The sequence below is a fragment of the Streptomyces sp. NPDC001093 genome (assembly GCF_040298985.1).
Classification (GTDB): Bacteria; Actinomycetota; Actinomycetes; order Streptomycetales; family Streptomycetaceae; genus Streptomyces.
This window is the reverse complement of the sequence record NZ_JBEPBF010000055.1, coordinates 47418-60005: the sequence shown is the minus strand read 5'-3', so window position 1 is coordinate 60005 and position 12588 is coordinate 47418. Positions and strand designations below refer to the sequence as shown.

The window sequence follows — 12588 nt, the reverse complement described above, 5'->3', positions numbered from 1 at the left end:
ATCGCCTTTCCCCGCCGCTATCTACCCGAGGAAAGCATGGACACGATCTACAAAGATCAGATCGACCTCGCTACACCACCACAGGGGACATGACCACCGACACCACCGCGGCGATCCGCACGCTGCCGGGCGGGGCGGGCGCGAACGTGGCCTGCTGGGCCGCGCACACGGGCTGTGCGGACGTACGGCTGCTCGGGCGGGTCGGCGTGGACGCGGCCGCGTGGCACGAGCGTGAGCTGATCGCGGCCGGCGTGCGGCCCCGGCTGGTGGTCGATCCGACAGCGGCAACCGGGACGGTGATCTGCCTCGTCGATGCGGATGCGGCGGCGGAGCGTACGTTCCTCACGGACAGCGGGGCGTCCTTGCGGCTCGAACCAGCCGACTGGTCGGACGCGTTGCTCGACGGCGTCGGCCGGCTGCACCTGTCGGGGTATCTGCTGTTCACGGAGCCGAGCCGGGAGCTCGCGCGGACCGCGCTCGCGGCGGCAGGCGCGCGTGGCGTGCCGGTCAGCCTCGATCCCGCGTCGGCCGGCTTCCTGGTGCGGCTGGGGCTGGACCGCTTCCTGGCCTTCGCTCAGGAACTGGACGTGTTGCTGCCCAGCCGGGACGAGGCATGTCTGCTGACGGGTCTGCCGGATCCGGTGGACGCGGCGGCCAAGCTGAGCCGTCTCGTCCCGCTGGTGGTCGCCAAGGCGGGTGCGGAGGGTGCGCTGGTGGCCCGATCCGGCAGCGCACCGTCCCGGGTCCCGGCCGCGCCGGCGGTCCCTCGGGACACCACGGGCGCCGGTGACGCCTTCACCGGCGCCTTCCTCGCCGCCCTGCTCGCGGGAGCGGACGCGGAGGAGGCCGCGGCACGCGGCTGCCGGGCTGGTGCGGAGGCAGTCGAACGGGTGGGCGCCAGACCGCCGCGTCCCGGGCGCGGGGGCCGGCCACCGGCCGACGCCGACGCCGTGCGGACACCGGAAGCGAAGGTTCGGCCCGCGCCGCGCCGCTGACGCCGTACGGGCGCGGCAGGATCGCCCCGAACCGGGGGACGAACGCCCAGGCCTTCCTTCCCCCGGCTAGTCCTTCCTCCCCCACGCCGAGATCATCGGCGCGGTGGCCAGGTCCATGCCGCCGGCCTCGACATTGGCCAGGTGCTGGTCGATGTCCTCGTCGGTGGCAAGCCCCGCCGTGACGAGCCTGTCCCGGATCTGACGGACCGTCGCGGCCTCGAGAGCGGTGCAGGCAGGCGACGTCACGGGGAAGAACGCATCGGCCTCCACCTCGCTCAGTCCGGCCTCACGGAGCAGACGCGGGAGTTTTCGGCCGTACGACAGATCGGCGCCACGCTCGGCGAGCAGCTTGCGGAAGCCGTGACGCAGGCGGTTGGCGAGCCGCTGCTCGGGGCCGTACTCGTCGGGGCAGATCAAGGGCTGCAGAGCGGGGTCGGCATCCTCGATCAGCAGTCGCCCGCCGGGCCGGAGGGCCTGGATCATGGACCGCAACGCCCTCTCCCGGTCCGGCACATGAACGAGGACGAGCCGGGCGTGGACCAGGTCGAACCCCTCACCCGGCGGTTCCTCGGCGCCCACGTCGTGGACGCGGACCTCCACCGGCGGGCCGCCGGCCGGGGCTGTCGCGGCGGTGATCCTCGAGGTGTCGATGTCCGTGGCGACGACCTGTCCGGTGGGACCCACCTTCCTGGCGAGCCAGGACACCACCGAGCTGCCGCCGGCACCGACTTCCCAGCAGCGCCAGCCGGGCCCGATGCCGAGCGCCTCGATGTGCCGGAAGGTCGTGGGATCGAAGAGGGCGGCGAAGGCGTCGAAACGCTCTGCGGCCTGCTTCTGCCGGTTGTCCAGGAGGTATCCGTCCGCTGAGGTCATGCCACGATCATTCCAGTCACCCGGCCTGGCCGGACCGGCCGACGCTCCGGACAGGGGCGGCCCGGGCCGAGGCCGCCGCGGCGTCGGTGCTCCACAGCCGCGAACGAGCTCCGTCCACTGCCGGCAACGAGGTCCGTCCACTGCCGGGAACGCATTCCGTCCACAGCCGGGAACCAAGCGGAACATCCTGTTCCCACAGGCTTACCCGCGTTTTGCCCTCGCCTGGCAGACTGCCGGGCAAGGCGCAAACGCGTTGCGTGAGGAGATCCAGGCGAGGAGATCCAGATGTCCATGGCGGGGAATCTGCGGAAGGTCACAGGGCTGAGCAGGGTCGGCGGCCTGCGCAAGGTGGCGCGGCTGGCCCGGCGGCGGCCGCGTGTGGACCTGAGTCACCCCGCCCGGTCACCGCTGGGCTCGTCAGTGGTCAACTGTGTGACGTACCAGGACGGCGTGCGCGTGCCGCAGTGCACAGACCTGGTGGCTGCCGTGCGGATGGTACGCAAGACGGGCGAGGGGTTCGTCTGGCTCGGGCTGCACGAGCCGACGGACCGTGAGTTCGCGGGCATCGCCGAGTTGTTCGCCCTGCATCCCCTGGCGGTCGAGGACGCGGTCGAGGCTCATCAGCGTCCGAAGCTGGAGCACTATGGCGACACGCTCTTCGCGGTGTTCAAGACGGTCTGCTACGTGGAGCACGAACAACTGACGGAGACCAGCGAGGTGGTCAACACCGGCGAGATCATGGTGTTCGTCGGTGAGGACTTCGTCATCACGGTACGGCACGGCCGGCACGGCTCACTGGGCCCGCTGCGCGAGGAGTTGGAGGCGCATCCGCATCAGCTGGCCAAGGGACCGGCGGCGGTGCTGCACGCGATCGCCGACCATGTCGTCGACGACTATCTGAACGTCACCGACGCGGTGCAGGCCGACATCGACCAGGTCGAGACGGAGGTGTTCTCGGAGAACAGCGCACGTCTCGACCCCGGCCGCATCTACCAGATGAAGCGTGAACTGCTCGAGCTGAAGCGGGCGGTGATGCCGCTCGGCCGCCCGGTGGAGGACCTTGCCACCCGGCCCATACGGGTCGTCGCGCCGGAGATTCAGGCCTACTTCCGGGACGTGCTGGACCACCTGATACGCGCCAAGGAACAGATCGCCGCCTTCGACGAACTGCTCAACTCGATTCTTCAGGCCCACCTCGCGCAGGTGACCGTCGCGCAGAACGAGGACATGCGGAAGATCACGGCCTGGGCCGCGGTGATCGCCGTACCGACGATGGTGTGCGGGGTATACGGCATGAACTTCGACCACATGCCAGAGCTGCACTGGCGGTTCGGCTATCCGCTGGTCATGGTCGTCATGGCGGCAGCGTGTCTGGTGCTGTACCGGGGCTTCCGGCGCAACGGCTGGCTCTGAGCCGCCGGGAGCGCGCCCGAGCCGAGGGGCCCGCTGCCGGCCGACGGGAATCAGCCACTCCAGGCAGGACGGCGCGGATCGTCGGCACGTACCAGGACGTCCGCCGTTCCGGCGGGGTCGGTCTCGGACTCGTAGCGCTCGAAGGCGGGGAGCGTCCAGTGCTCGGCCTCGGGAGTACGCCGGCGCAGTGCACCCGGGGAAAGGAGGAGATGCACGGTCAGGTCGAAGGGGAACCAGTGCCGCAACAGGAGGGGGCCGTGGAGCAACAGGACACCACCGGGCGGGAGTTGGACATAGGGGCTGCGGGTGGCCCGGTCGGTGGCCGGATCCCAGAGGTCGGGCAGGACACGACCGCTGCCACCGGGGTCGAGCGGGCCGAAGACCTCGCGCCACAGGGCGCCGGTATCGAGCCAACCGCCGTAGTACGACTCCGCGTCGCGCCGCCCGTGTTCCAGGCGCAGCGAGGCGGGGCGCAGGAAGCCCTCGGCGCCGACCACGAGTGAGGGCCGGCCGCGCACCCGCAGCGCCTCCCCTACACGTTCGGCCAGGTCGCCGGGCCGGGCGGCCGGGGCTCCGTCGAAGCCGACACGCGTCCAGGCGCTGCCGTCGGCCGGCTTCAGCCCGGCCAGCCGGTCGGCGAGCAGCTCGGCGAGCCGGTCCCAGGTGATCGCTTCGAGTCGCACATGGCCATGATGCCGGGTGGCGGAAGGTGGGGTGACAGTGCCTGCGGGGGACGGGCCCCGCCTGCGGAGAGCGGAGTGACGGCACCTGCCAGCGGATGGGCAGGGCTCCGAGGCCGGGCACGAACCCGGCCGACGGAGAGGACGAGATGGCGCAGCTGCCGGGCGAGCTGTGCGGTGGGGCTGGGGAAGGGCGTGGCCAACGCGCTCCTCGACGGGCTCGCCGGGGCCGGGGTGGACCGGCTCGGCGCGGTGGGGCTGGGCGCACATCTGCTCGGCCTGGACGCACGGCCAGTGGGGGACGACCTGGTGGCTTTCCCACCGGAGCTCCGCCGCTTCGCGCGGGCCGCACCACGGGACTGGAGCACCTGCGGGGCGTGCAGACGATCCCGTCGACTGGGTGATGCCCACGCCCGCCGGGACGGCTGGAGCAAGGCAGACCGCAGACGGGACCGACCGCGTCGGCCAGGAGCGGCTGCCCGGTGGTCGAGGGCGGCGAGGACGGAGGGAGAGAGAGGGACACCCAGGAGGAGGCGGAGGAAAAGAAGGAGTGGGCAAGGCGTGCGAGGTGCGGGCGGCGGCGGGGAAAGTACCGCGTATGGCGCTTCCCTCAACTCCCCACTCCCCCGGTCGGCTTGTCGTCATCCAGGCGCAGAAGCCCAAGCGGTGCGCCAGGTGTCGGCGCGGGCCGCTGTCACTGCTCGTGCTGGAGGACGGGGCACCGCGCTGCCTGGACTGCGCGGACCTCGGACACCTGGTGTTCCTGCCGCGCGGGGACACGGCGCTGACCCGCAGGTCGAGGGAGGAGAGCGGGCTGTCGGTCGTCGTGGTGCGGTTCAACCGGCGCAAGAGTCGTTACGAGCGGCAGGGCGTGCTCGTGGAGGAGGCCGCGCTGGCCCGGGCCGAGGCGCGATGCCTGGCGGACGCGGAGGCGCGGCGTAGGCGTCGGGCGCGGGACGCGCGGCGCCGGGCGGCGGAGGACGAACGGTTCGCGGCGGCGTTCGCGGCCGAGATCCTGCGGCTCTTTCCCGGCTGCCCCGCCGATCGCGCGCGGGCCATCGCGGCGCACGCGTCCTTGCGCGGCAGTGGGCGGGTCGGGCGCAGCGCGGCTGGGCGGGCGCTGTCGGAGGGAGCGGTGGTCTCGGCGGTCGTGGCGGCCGTACGGCACGTCGACACACCGTACGACCAGCTGCTGATGAGCGGGGTGTCACGGTACGAGGCACGCCGCCGGATCGCCCCGGCCGTGGAGAGCGTGCTGCGCACCTGGCAGGACGCGGGGGCGGAGGCAGGCTGAGCGGGGCGGGGACCGGGGGGAGGGGGTGGGGGGAGGGGCCCCCGGGGAGGGGAGGGGGCGGAGAGACGCTCGCGTCTGTCGTCGCCTTCCTGGGCCATGGTCCGAACCCGTTCCTGGGCATTCACTGGGAGGTAGCGGTGATGCCGGGCGCGTACCGGGCGGAACAGACGAGCTGGGGCGTGGAGATGATCGACGGGCCGTTCTTCGTACTGGTCGTGGTGGGGATGCTCGGCACCGGGCTGGTGGCTGGGACCTTCTGCGCGTTCTCGACCTTTGTGATGCGGGGGCTCGCCACCCTTCCGCCGGCACAGGGCGTCGCGGCGATGAACGCGATCAATGTCGCCGCGGTCCGGCCCGCCTTCATGACGGTGTTCACCGGCTCGGCGGTACTGAGCGCGATGATCGCGGTGGTGACGTTCGTGGTGTGGCCGGACGAGGGGAAGCTCGAACTGCTGCTCGGCAGCGCGCTGTACCTCTTCGGCTCATTCGGGCTGACGATCGTCGCCAACGTCCCGCGCAACGACAGGCTGGCCCGGCTGACCCCGGGCGCCCCGGAGGCCGCCGTGTACTGGCCGGCGTATGTGCGCGAGTGGACGCTCTGGAACCACGTCCGCACCGTCGCATCCGCAGCGGCCGCCCTCGCCTACGTACTGGCGCTGGCTTGACCCTCGTACGGGTTGCCCCTCTACGGCTTGACCCTCGTACGGGCCGTTTCGTCTGACCCGATCCTGACAACCGGCGGTCCCCCTGGTCCGTTCATGCCCGACCCTCCCCCGGCCCACCTCCGACAGCCCCCTGACTGTTCCCCGATCAACCCCCGACCACTCCCGATCCCTCAACCACTCCCGACCCCAACCACTCCCGAATCCCCCCAACCACTCCGCGATCAACCACTCCCCGATCACCCCCAGCCACTTCACGATCAAGCACTCCCCGATCAGCCCGTGGCCACTCCCCGATCACCTCTCCCACCGCCCCGGATCAGTCCCTGATCGCCCCCCGCCCCCCGACTCCCCTGATCACGCCCCGACCACTCCGCGATCACCCCTGACCGTCTCCCGAGGCCTCCTCGGGAGGGGGGTCGGACGGCTTCCGGTGCCGGGCCGGGGGTGTGGCCGGAGAAAGCGCTGTCCGCCACTCTGCGCGGTGGTCGGCGCGGACGTATCGTGGCCGAAAGGGTGCCGGAGGAGTGCAGGAAGAGTGCCGAGGGTTGCCGCCCGATGGCGTACGGCCCGTCGTACACCTGATACCCGCGCGGTATCTGTACGCGAGGAAGACGACCATGGCCGATCCCAAGGGGTTCATGACCACGCCGCGGCAGGAGTGGGCGCGGCGGCCCGTCGAGGAGCGGGTGCGGGACTGGGACGAGGTGTACGTCCCGGGAGCGCTGCTGCCCATCATCAGCAAACAGGCCGACCGGTGCATGGACTGCGGCGTCCCGTTCTGCCACGACGCCTGTCCGCTGGGCAATCTGATCCCCGAGTGGAACGACCTGGTCTCGCGGGAGGACTGGCGGGCGGCGAGCGACCGGTTGCACGCGACGAACAACTTCCCCGAGTTCACCGGGCGGTTGTGTCCGGCGCCGTGCGAGGCGGGGTGCGTGCTGGCGATCAACCAGCCGGCCGTCACCATCAAGAACGTCGAGTGCGCGATCGCCGACCGGGCCTGGGAGGAAGGTTTCGCCCAGGCGCGGCCGCCCGATCGGCTGTCCGGGAAGACGGTCGCCGTCATCGGCTCGGGGCCCACCGGGCTCGCCGCGGCACAGCAGCTGACGCGGGCCGGGCACACGGTCGCCGTGTACGAGAGGGACGACCGGATCGGCGGGCTGATGCGGTACGGGATCCCCGAGTTCAAGATGGAGAAGCGGCATCTGGAGCGGCGGATCGAGCAGATGCGGGCCGAGGGGACGAAGTTCCGTACGTCGACGGCCGTCGGGCGGGATGTCGGGGCGGTGGAGCTGCGGGGACGGTACGACGCCGTCGTCATCGCCACGGGGGCCACGGCGTGGCGGGAACTTCCGGTGCCGGGCCGGGAGTTGAAAGGGATACACCAGGCGATGGAGTATCTGCCGCTGGCGAACCGGGTGTGTGAGGGGGATCTGGAGGTTTCACCGCTGTCCGCGGCCGGCAGGCACGTGGTGATCGTGGGCGGCGGGGACACCGGGGCGGACTGTCTGGGGACCGCGGTGCGCGAGGGGGCCGCGTCCGTGAGCCAGCTGGACATCTACGCGCAGCCGGGCGCCGAGCGTGACGAATACGCCGAGCCGTGGCCGACGTACCCGAAGGTCTACCGGCTGTCGGCCGCGCACGAGGAGGCCCGGGACCTGCGTACGGCGCCGGCGGCGGACGCGGATGCCCGGCTGTTCGCGGCGTCCACGCTCCGGTTCACCGGGGACGACGGCGGGCGGGTGCGCCGGCTGCACCTGGTGGAAGTCGACGAGGTGCGTCGTCCGGTGCCGGGCACCGAGCGGGCGCTTCCCGCCGATCTCGTGCTGCTCGCCCTCGGGTTCTCCGGCCCTGACCAGGAGGACGGGCTGATCGGGCAGCTGGGGCTGACGCTGGATCCGCGCGGCACGATCGCCCGGGACGACGGCTTCGCGACGAACGTCCCCGGGGTCTTCGCCGCCGGGGACGCGGCGCGCGGGCAGTCGCTCATCGTCTGGGCGATCGCGGAGGGGCGGGCGGTGGCGGCGGCCGTCGACCGCTATCTGACGGGGAGTTCACGACTGCCGGCCCCGGTCTCTCCGAGGGATCGGCCGATGAGGGTGTGAGTGTGGCCGACGGTCGTTGTGGCCGTTGGCTGTGCTCGGCGGTGGTGACGGCCGGTTCGGCACCGCCGGGATGCGGCGTTGTGGTTACTCGCCGTTGGGGCGGGGGGCCGGGCCACCCGCGAGATCCAGGGCACCGGCCAGACAAAAGGATCGGCGTCGGTGCCTGTCGGTGCCGGCCATCCATTCCCGTCATCCCTTCCGGTCATCCCTTCCGCTCGTCCGTCCCCGCCACCTTCCCCGTCGACAGGGCCACCCGGTTCCACGTGTTGATCGTGCAGATCATGGCGATGACGTGGGCCAGTTCCTCCTCGTCGAAGTGGGCCGCGGCCTCGGCGTAGACGGTGTCGGGGACGCCCGCGTCGGCGACGTGGGTCAGGGCCTCCGTGAGCGCAAGAGCGGCCTGTTCCCTGGGGGTGAAGAAGTGCCGGGCCTCGCGCCAGACGGCCACCATGTGCAGCCGGTCCTCGCTCTCGCCGGCCTTGCGGGCGTCGTTGGTGTGCATGTGCAGGCAGTAGGCGCAGTGGTTGAGGAGCGAGGAGCGGATCTGGATCAGCTCCACCAGTGCCGGGTCGAGGCCGGCCCGCGCGGCGGCGTCGAAGCCGATGAGGGCACGGAAGGCCTTCGGGGCGGACTTCGAGAAGTCCAGTCGGGCGCGGGCGTCCTCGGTCTCCGCGATCGCGGTGGTGATGTCGGCTGCGGTGGCGTTCGTGTGCGTTGTCATGGCTTCAACCTACGAGCCCGATAGACCGGCTGTAGGGTGCATTTTCGTGATGGAATCGTGGGTCAATTCCGCGGAGCGGATCGGCGCCGATCTGCATCTGGAGCTGTCGGGTCCGGGCGGGCGGCGGGCGGCGCTGACCCGGGCGCTGCGGGCGGCCGTGCGCAGCGGGCGGCTGGCGCCGGGCACCCTGTTGCCGCCGTACCGGTCGCTCGCCGCGGATCTGGGCGTGGCCCGCAACACGGTGGCCGACGCCTACGCGGAACTGGTGGCGGAGGGCTGGCTGACCGCCCGCCAGGGTTCGGGCACCCGGGTCGCCGACCGCGCGGAGCCGCTGCGGCAGGCCGTACGGACGCCCGTGAAGGCACCTCCACGCGCGCGTGGCCCGCGACACGATCTGCGGCAGGGCACGCCGGATGCGTCGGCGTTCCCTCGGGCGGCCTGGTCGGCCTGCTACCGGCGGGCCCTTCAGGCGGCGCCGAACGAGGCGTTCGGGCCGGGGGATCCGGCCGGGCGCCGGGAGCTGCGGGAGGCGTTGACCGAATATCTGGCACGCGCGCGTGGCGTGCGCGCCGAGCCGGGCCGGATCGTGATCTGTTCGGGCTTCGCGCACGCGCTGCGGCTGCTGTTCGGCCAGGGTGCGGGCGGGGTGCTGCGCGGTCCGCTGGGCGTGGAGGCGTACGGGCTGGACTTCCACCGGGGGTTGCTCGCCACGGCCGGGGTGCGCACGGTGCCGCTGCCGCTGGACGAGCGCGGCGTGCGGGTCGATGTACTCGGGCGGGAGCGGGCCGTGCTGCTCACGCCGGCGCACCAGTTCCCGACCGGCGGGCCGTTGCACCCGGAGCGCCGGTCGGCCGTGATCGACTGGGCACGCGCGCGTGGGACGGTCGTGCTGGAGGACGACTACGACGGCGAGTTCCGGTACGACCGCAGGCCGGTCGGTGCGCTGCAGGGCCTCGATCCGGAGCGGGTGATCCACCTCGGGTCGGTCAGCAAGAGCCTGTCACCGGCGCTGCGGCTGGGCTGGATGGTGCTGCCGGAGCGGTATGTCGGGCCTGTGCTGGCGGCGAAGGGCGAGCGGGAGGGCTGGGCGAGCGTGCTGGACCAGCTGGCCCTGGCGGAGTTCATCGTCTCCGGGTCGTACGACCGTCATGTGCGGCGCATGCGGCAGCGCTACCGGCACCGGCGTGACCGGCTCGTCGCGGCGCTCGCCGACCACGCGCCGCATGTCGAGGTGACGGGCGTCGCGGCCGGGCTGCACGCGGTGCTGCGGCTGCCGCCGGGCAGCGAGCCCTCCACGGTGAAGGCCGCCGCGTGGCAGGGGATCGCCCTGGACGGACTCGCCGCGTTCCGGCATCCGCAGGCGGTGGCGACGGCGGGTGACGGACTGGTCGTGGGCTACGCGGCCGCCGCCGAACACGCCTACGGCGCGGCGCTGGAGGCGCTGTGCGGGGTGCTGCCTCCTGGGTGAGGAGCGGGTTGCCTGCGGCCTGCGGCCTGCGGAGCGGTGGTTCGGAGATCGGGGTCGGCGGCGGTGACGTAGGCCTTCGCGCCCGGTGACTGGCTGCGGCCGGCTGTCGAGCCCGCCGCTGGCCCCAGGGCGAGTTCCCCCGGCTCAACAGGTGTGCCGCGCAGGTCTACCGTTTCCGCGCCACCGCCCCGTACCCGGGAATCACCCCGTCGTCCTGGCCCGGGACCGGCTCGCCCAGTTCCGGGTGCCACTTGTGGACGATCTCGACGCCGGGCCCGACCAGGTCGAGGCCGGTGAAGAAGCGGGTGAACTCCTCGCGGGAGCGCAGGGCGAGGGTGACGCCGGCCGCCTTCAGTTTCTCGGTGGCGGCCGCCGACTCCTCGGGGGTGAAGTCGGCCGTGGCGTGGGTCATCACCAGGTGGCTGCCGGAGGGCAGTTCGGCGAGCAGCCGGCCGACCAGGTCGTGTGCGCCGTCCTCGTCGGAGACGAAGTGCAGCAGGGCGATCAGGGAGAGCGCGACCGGCCGGTCGAGGTCCAGGATCTCCTTGGCACCCGCGATGACCGCGTCCGGATCGCGCACGTCGGCCTGCAGGTACTCGGTGGCGCCCTCCGGTGTGCTGCGCAGCAGCGCCGCGGCGTGGGCCAGCACGATCGGGTCGTTGTCGCAGTAGACGACCCGGGCGTCGGGGGCGGCCTGCTGGGCGATCTGGTGGAGGTTGGGCTCGGTGGGTATGCCGGTGCCGATGTCCAGGAACTGCCGTATCCCCTGCTGGGCCAGCCACCGCGTGGCCCGGTGCATGAACGCGCGGTTGACCCGGGCCATGACCGGGACCCGGGGGTCGAGGGCCAGCATCTGCCGGCCCATCGCCTCGTCGACGGGGTAGTTGTCCTTGCCGCCGAGATACCAGTCGTACATCCGCGCGGGGTGCGGCTTGCTGGTGTCGATCGCCACGGCCGTCGGGTCCTGCCCTGTCATGCGGCACTCCATGAGCGTGATGAACGTCCGGCGCAATGAGTGAGCAAGTGGGTTCCACGATAGGGAAGTTGAGCGAAAAGCAACACACGGTCCAGGTCAGGACAGCAGGAAGTCGGCCTCCCCCGCCTTGGCGCCCTCGATGAACGCGGTCATCTCGGCGGTGGTGTAGATCAGCGCTGGTCCGTCCGGGTCGGTGGACTGGCGTACGGCGATCCGGCCGTCGGCCAGCTTCATCGCCTCCAGGCAGTTCCCGCCGTTGCCGCCGCTCCAGGGCTTGTGCCAGCCCTCGCTGCCCAGCTCCCGCGCGGGCATGCCGTTGTAGACGCGTCCGCGCGGCGTGATGCGATCCATTCACAGCTCCTTGCGGAGATCCCGGAGGATCTCCTTCGTGCGTTGTGCCGTAGCGGCCTGCGCCGCCATGCGGTCCATGACCTCGAGGTGGGTCGCCACCTCCGCGCGCGCGTCCAGGTAGACGGCGCCGGTCAGGTACTCGCTGTAGACCATGTCCGGCAGCTCCGGCATGGCGAATCGGAACAGCACGAAGGGCCCGTACGTCCCCGGGTGCGGCCCGCTCGCGAACGGGGCGACCTGGAGCGTGACATGGGGCAGCTTCGTGGCCTCGAGCAACCTGTCGATCTGCGCGCGCATCACCTCCGGACCGCCGACCGGGCGGCGCAGGGCGGTCTCGTCCATCACCGCCCAGAAGCGGGGGGCGTCGGGACGGGTGAGCAGTTGCTGGCGTTGCATGCGCAGGGCGACGTGCCGCTCGATGTCGTCCGGACTGGTCTGGCCGATGGCACCGGACTTGAGCACACCGCGCGCGTAGTCCTCGGTCTGGAGCAGGCCGGGGACGAAGTGCGGCTCGTAGGAGCGGATGAGAGCGGCCGCACCCTCCAGGCTGACGTACATCGAGAACCAGCCGGGCAGGATGTCGTGGAAGCGCTGCCACCAGCCGGGCTTGTTGGCCTCCTCGGCCAGCTGGACGAAGAGTTCGGCCTCGTCGTCGGGTACGCCGTATGCCTTCAGCAGCAGTTGCAGGTACGGGATCTTGAGGGCGACCTCGGCCATCTCCATGCGGCGGACGGTGGCGGGCGCGACACGCAGGACGCGGGCGGCCTCCTCACGCTTCAGTCCGGCGCGTTCCCGCAGGTCCAACAGGCGTCGGCCGAGGACCACCTGGCCCACCGTCGGCGCGGACCGCGGTTCGCTCACGCTCTCACCTCCACCGCACGCCTCCACCGAACGTGTCCTGACAGATGTTTCCCGACAGCCCTGCGGCGCCGTTCGAAGATGCATTCGAAGACCGGGTCGGTCTCCGATGCCCCCAATTGGCGCCGCTCGACGTGCTGTTGCGAGCAGTGTGCCACGGCCTCTGACCGAGTCACACAGCACTCTGCA

Annotated in this window: 12 protein-coding genes; 6 read left to right on the top strand and 6 right to left on the bottom strand. The window is 71.8% G+C overall.

Annotation, left to right across the window (positions count from 1 at the left end):
* The first annotated feature begins 89 nt into the window (after positions 1-89).
* Positions 90-995, top strand: a complete 906-nt coding sequence (locus ABT288_RS25905; RefSeq protein WP_351612155.1) for a carbohydrate kinase family protein — start codon at positions 90-92, stop codon at positions 993-995.
* A gap of 66 nt (positions 996-1061) precedes the next feature.
* Here the strand turns inward: ABT288_RS25905 and ABT288_RS25900 are convergent, their stop codons facing one another.
* Positions 1062-1868 (bottom strand): methyltransferase domain-containing protein, encoded by an 807-nt coding sequence (locus tag ABT288_RS25900; RefSeq protein WP_351612152.1) that lies wholly within the window; start codon positions 1866-1868, stop codon positions 1062-1064.
* 285 nt (positions 1869-2153) lie between these two features.
* On the opposite strand from ABT288_RS25900, the gene corA reads away from it, so the two are divergent.
* Entirely contained in the window at positions 2154-3281 is a 1128-nt protein-coding gene (gene corA, locus ABT288_RS25895; RefSeq protein ID WP_351612149.1) for a magnesium/cobalt transporter CorA, read from the top strand.
* A gap of 50 nt (positions 3282-3331) precedes the next feature.
* Here the strand turns inward: corA and ABT288_RS25890 are convergent, their stop codons facing one another.
* Positions 3332-3964, bottom strand: a complete 633-nt coding sequence (locus ABT288_RS25890; protein ID WP_351612147.1) for a nucleoside/nucleotide kinase family protein — start codon at positions 3962-3964, stop codon at positions 3332-3334.
* A gap of 595 nt (positions 3965-4559) precedes the next feature.
* On the opposite strand from ABT288_RS25890, the gene ABT288_RS25885 reads away from it, so the two are divergent.
* The 3 genes from ABT288_RS25885 (at position 4560) to ABT288_RS25875 (ending at position 8025) form a co-directional block, all read left to right on the top strand.
* Positions 4560-5255 (top strand): DUF2293 domain-containing protein, encoded by a 696-nt coding sequence (locus ABT288_RS25885; RefSeq protein WP_351612145.1) that lies wholly within the window; start codon positions 4560-4562, stop codon positions 5253-5255.
* Positions 5256-5440: 185 nt separating this feature from the next.
* On the top strand, positions 5441-5920 hold the full coding sequence (locus ABT288_RS25880) for an anthrone oxygenase family protein (protein WP_351612163.1): 480 nt from the start codon (positions 5441-5443) through the stop codon (positions 5918-5920).
* Between the two features lie 617 nt (positions 5921-6537).
* A complete protein-coding gene (locus tag ABT288_RS25875; RefSeq protein WP_351612143.1) occupies positions 6538-8025 on the top strand; it encodes a glutamate synthase subunit beta in 1488 nt (495 codons plus the stop codon).
* A gap of 202 nt (positions 8026-8227) precedes the next feature.
* Here ABT288_RS25875 and ABT288_RS25870 read toward each other — a convergent pair whose 3' ends face one another.
* Positions 8228-8746, bottom strand: a complete 519-nt coding sequence (locus ABT288_RS25870; protein WP_351612140.1) for a carboxymuconolactone decarboxylase family protein — start codon at positions 8744-8746, stop codon at positions 8228-8230.
* A gap of 46 nt (positions 8747-8792) precedes the next feature.
* Here ABT288_RS25870 and pdxR point away from each other — a divergent pair, with 46 nt between their 5' ends.
* Entirely contained in the window at positions 8793-10214 is a 1422-nt protein-coding gene (gene pdxR, locus ABT288_RS25865) for a MocR-like pyridoxine biosynthesis transcription factor PdxR (RefSeq protein WP_351612137.1), read from the top strand.
* 166 nt (positions 10215-10380) lie between these two features.
* On the opposite strand, the gene ABT288_RS25860 is transcribed toward pdxR, so the two are convergent.
* The 3 genes from ABT288_RS25860 to ABT288_RS25850 form a co-directional block, all read right to left on the bottom strand.
* Positions 10381-11190, bottom strand: coding sequence for an SAM-dependent methyltransferase (locus tag ABT288_RS25860; RefSeq protein ID WP_351612134.1), 810 nt, complete (start codon positions 11188-11190; stop codon positions 10381-10383).
* Positions 11191-11286: 96 nt separating this feature from the next.
* Positions 11287-11541: a DUF397 domain-containing protein gene (locus tag ABT288_RS25855; RefSeq protein ID WP_228622545.1), complete on the bottom strand. Its 255-nt coding sequence runs from the start codon at positions 11539-11541 to the stop codon at positions 11287-11289.
* A complete protein-coding gene (locus tag ABT288_RS25850) occupies positions 11542-12402 on the bottom strand; it encodes a Sco1979 family transcriptional regulator (RefSeq protein WP_351612132.1) in 861 nt (286 codons plus the stop codon).
* Between the last annotated feature and the right edge of the window lie 186 nt (positions 12403-12588).

What these genes read in the sequence shown, in the direction of transcription:
- ABT288_RS25905 (WP_351612155.1), top strand. Translation starts at nt 90, where the DNA reads ATGACCACCGACACCACCGCGGCGATCCGCACGCTGCCGGGCGGGGCG.
- ABT288_RS25900 (WP_351612152.1), bottom strand. Translation starts at nt 1,868, where the DNA reads ATGACCTCAGCGGACGGATACCTCCTGGACAACCGGCAGAAGCAGGCC.
- corA (WP_351612149.1), top strand. Translation starts at nt 2,154, where the DNA reads ATGTCCATGGCGGGGAATCTGCGGAAGGTCACAGGGCTGAGCAGGGTC.
- ABT288_RS25885 (WP_351612145.1), top strand. Translation starts at nt 4,560, where the DNA reads ATGGCGCTTCCCTCAACTCCCCACTCCCCCGGTCGGCTTGTCGTCATC.
- ABT288_RS25880 (WP_351612163.1), top strand. Translation starts at nt 5,441, where the DNA reads ATGATCGACGGGCCGTTCTTCGTACTGGTCGTGGTGGGGATGCTCGGC.
- ABT288_RS25875 (WP_351612143.1), top strand. Translation starts at nt 6,538, where the DNA reads ATGGCCGATCCCAAGGGGTTCATGACCACGCCGCGGCAGGAGTGGGCG.
- ABT288_RS25870 (WP_351612140.1), bottom strand. Translation starts at nt 8,746, where the DNA reads ATGACAACGCACACGAACGCCACCGCAGCCGACATCACCACCGCGATC.
- ABT288_RS25860 (WP_351612134.1), bottom strand. Translation starts at nt 11,190, where the DNA reads ATGACAGGGCAGGACCCGACGGCCGTGGCGATCGACACCAGCAAGCCG.
- ABT288_RS25855 (WP_228622545.1), bottom strand. Translation starts at nt 11,541, where the DNA reads ATGGATCGCATCACGCCGCGCGGACGCGTCTACAACGGCATGCCCGCG.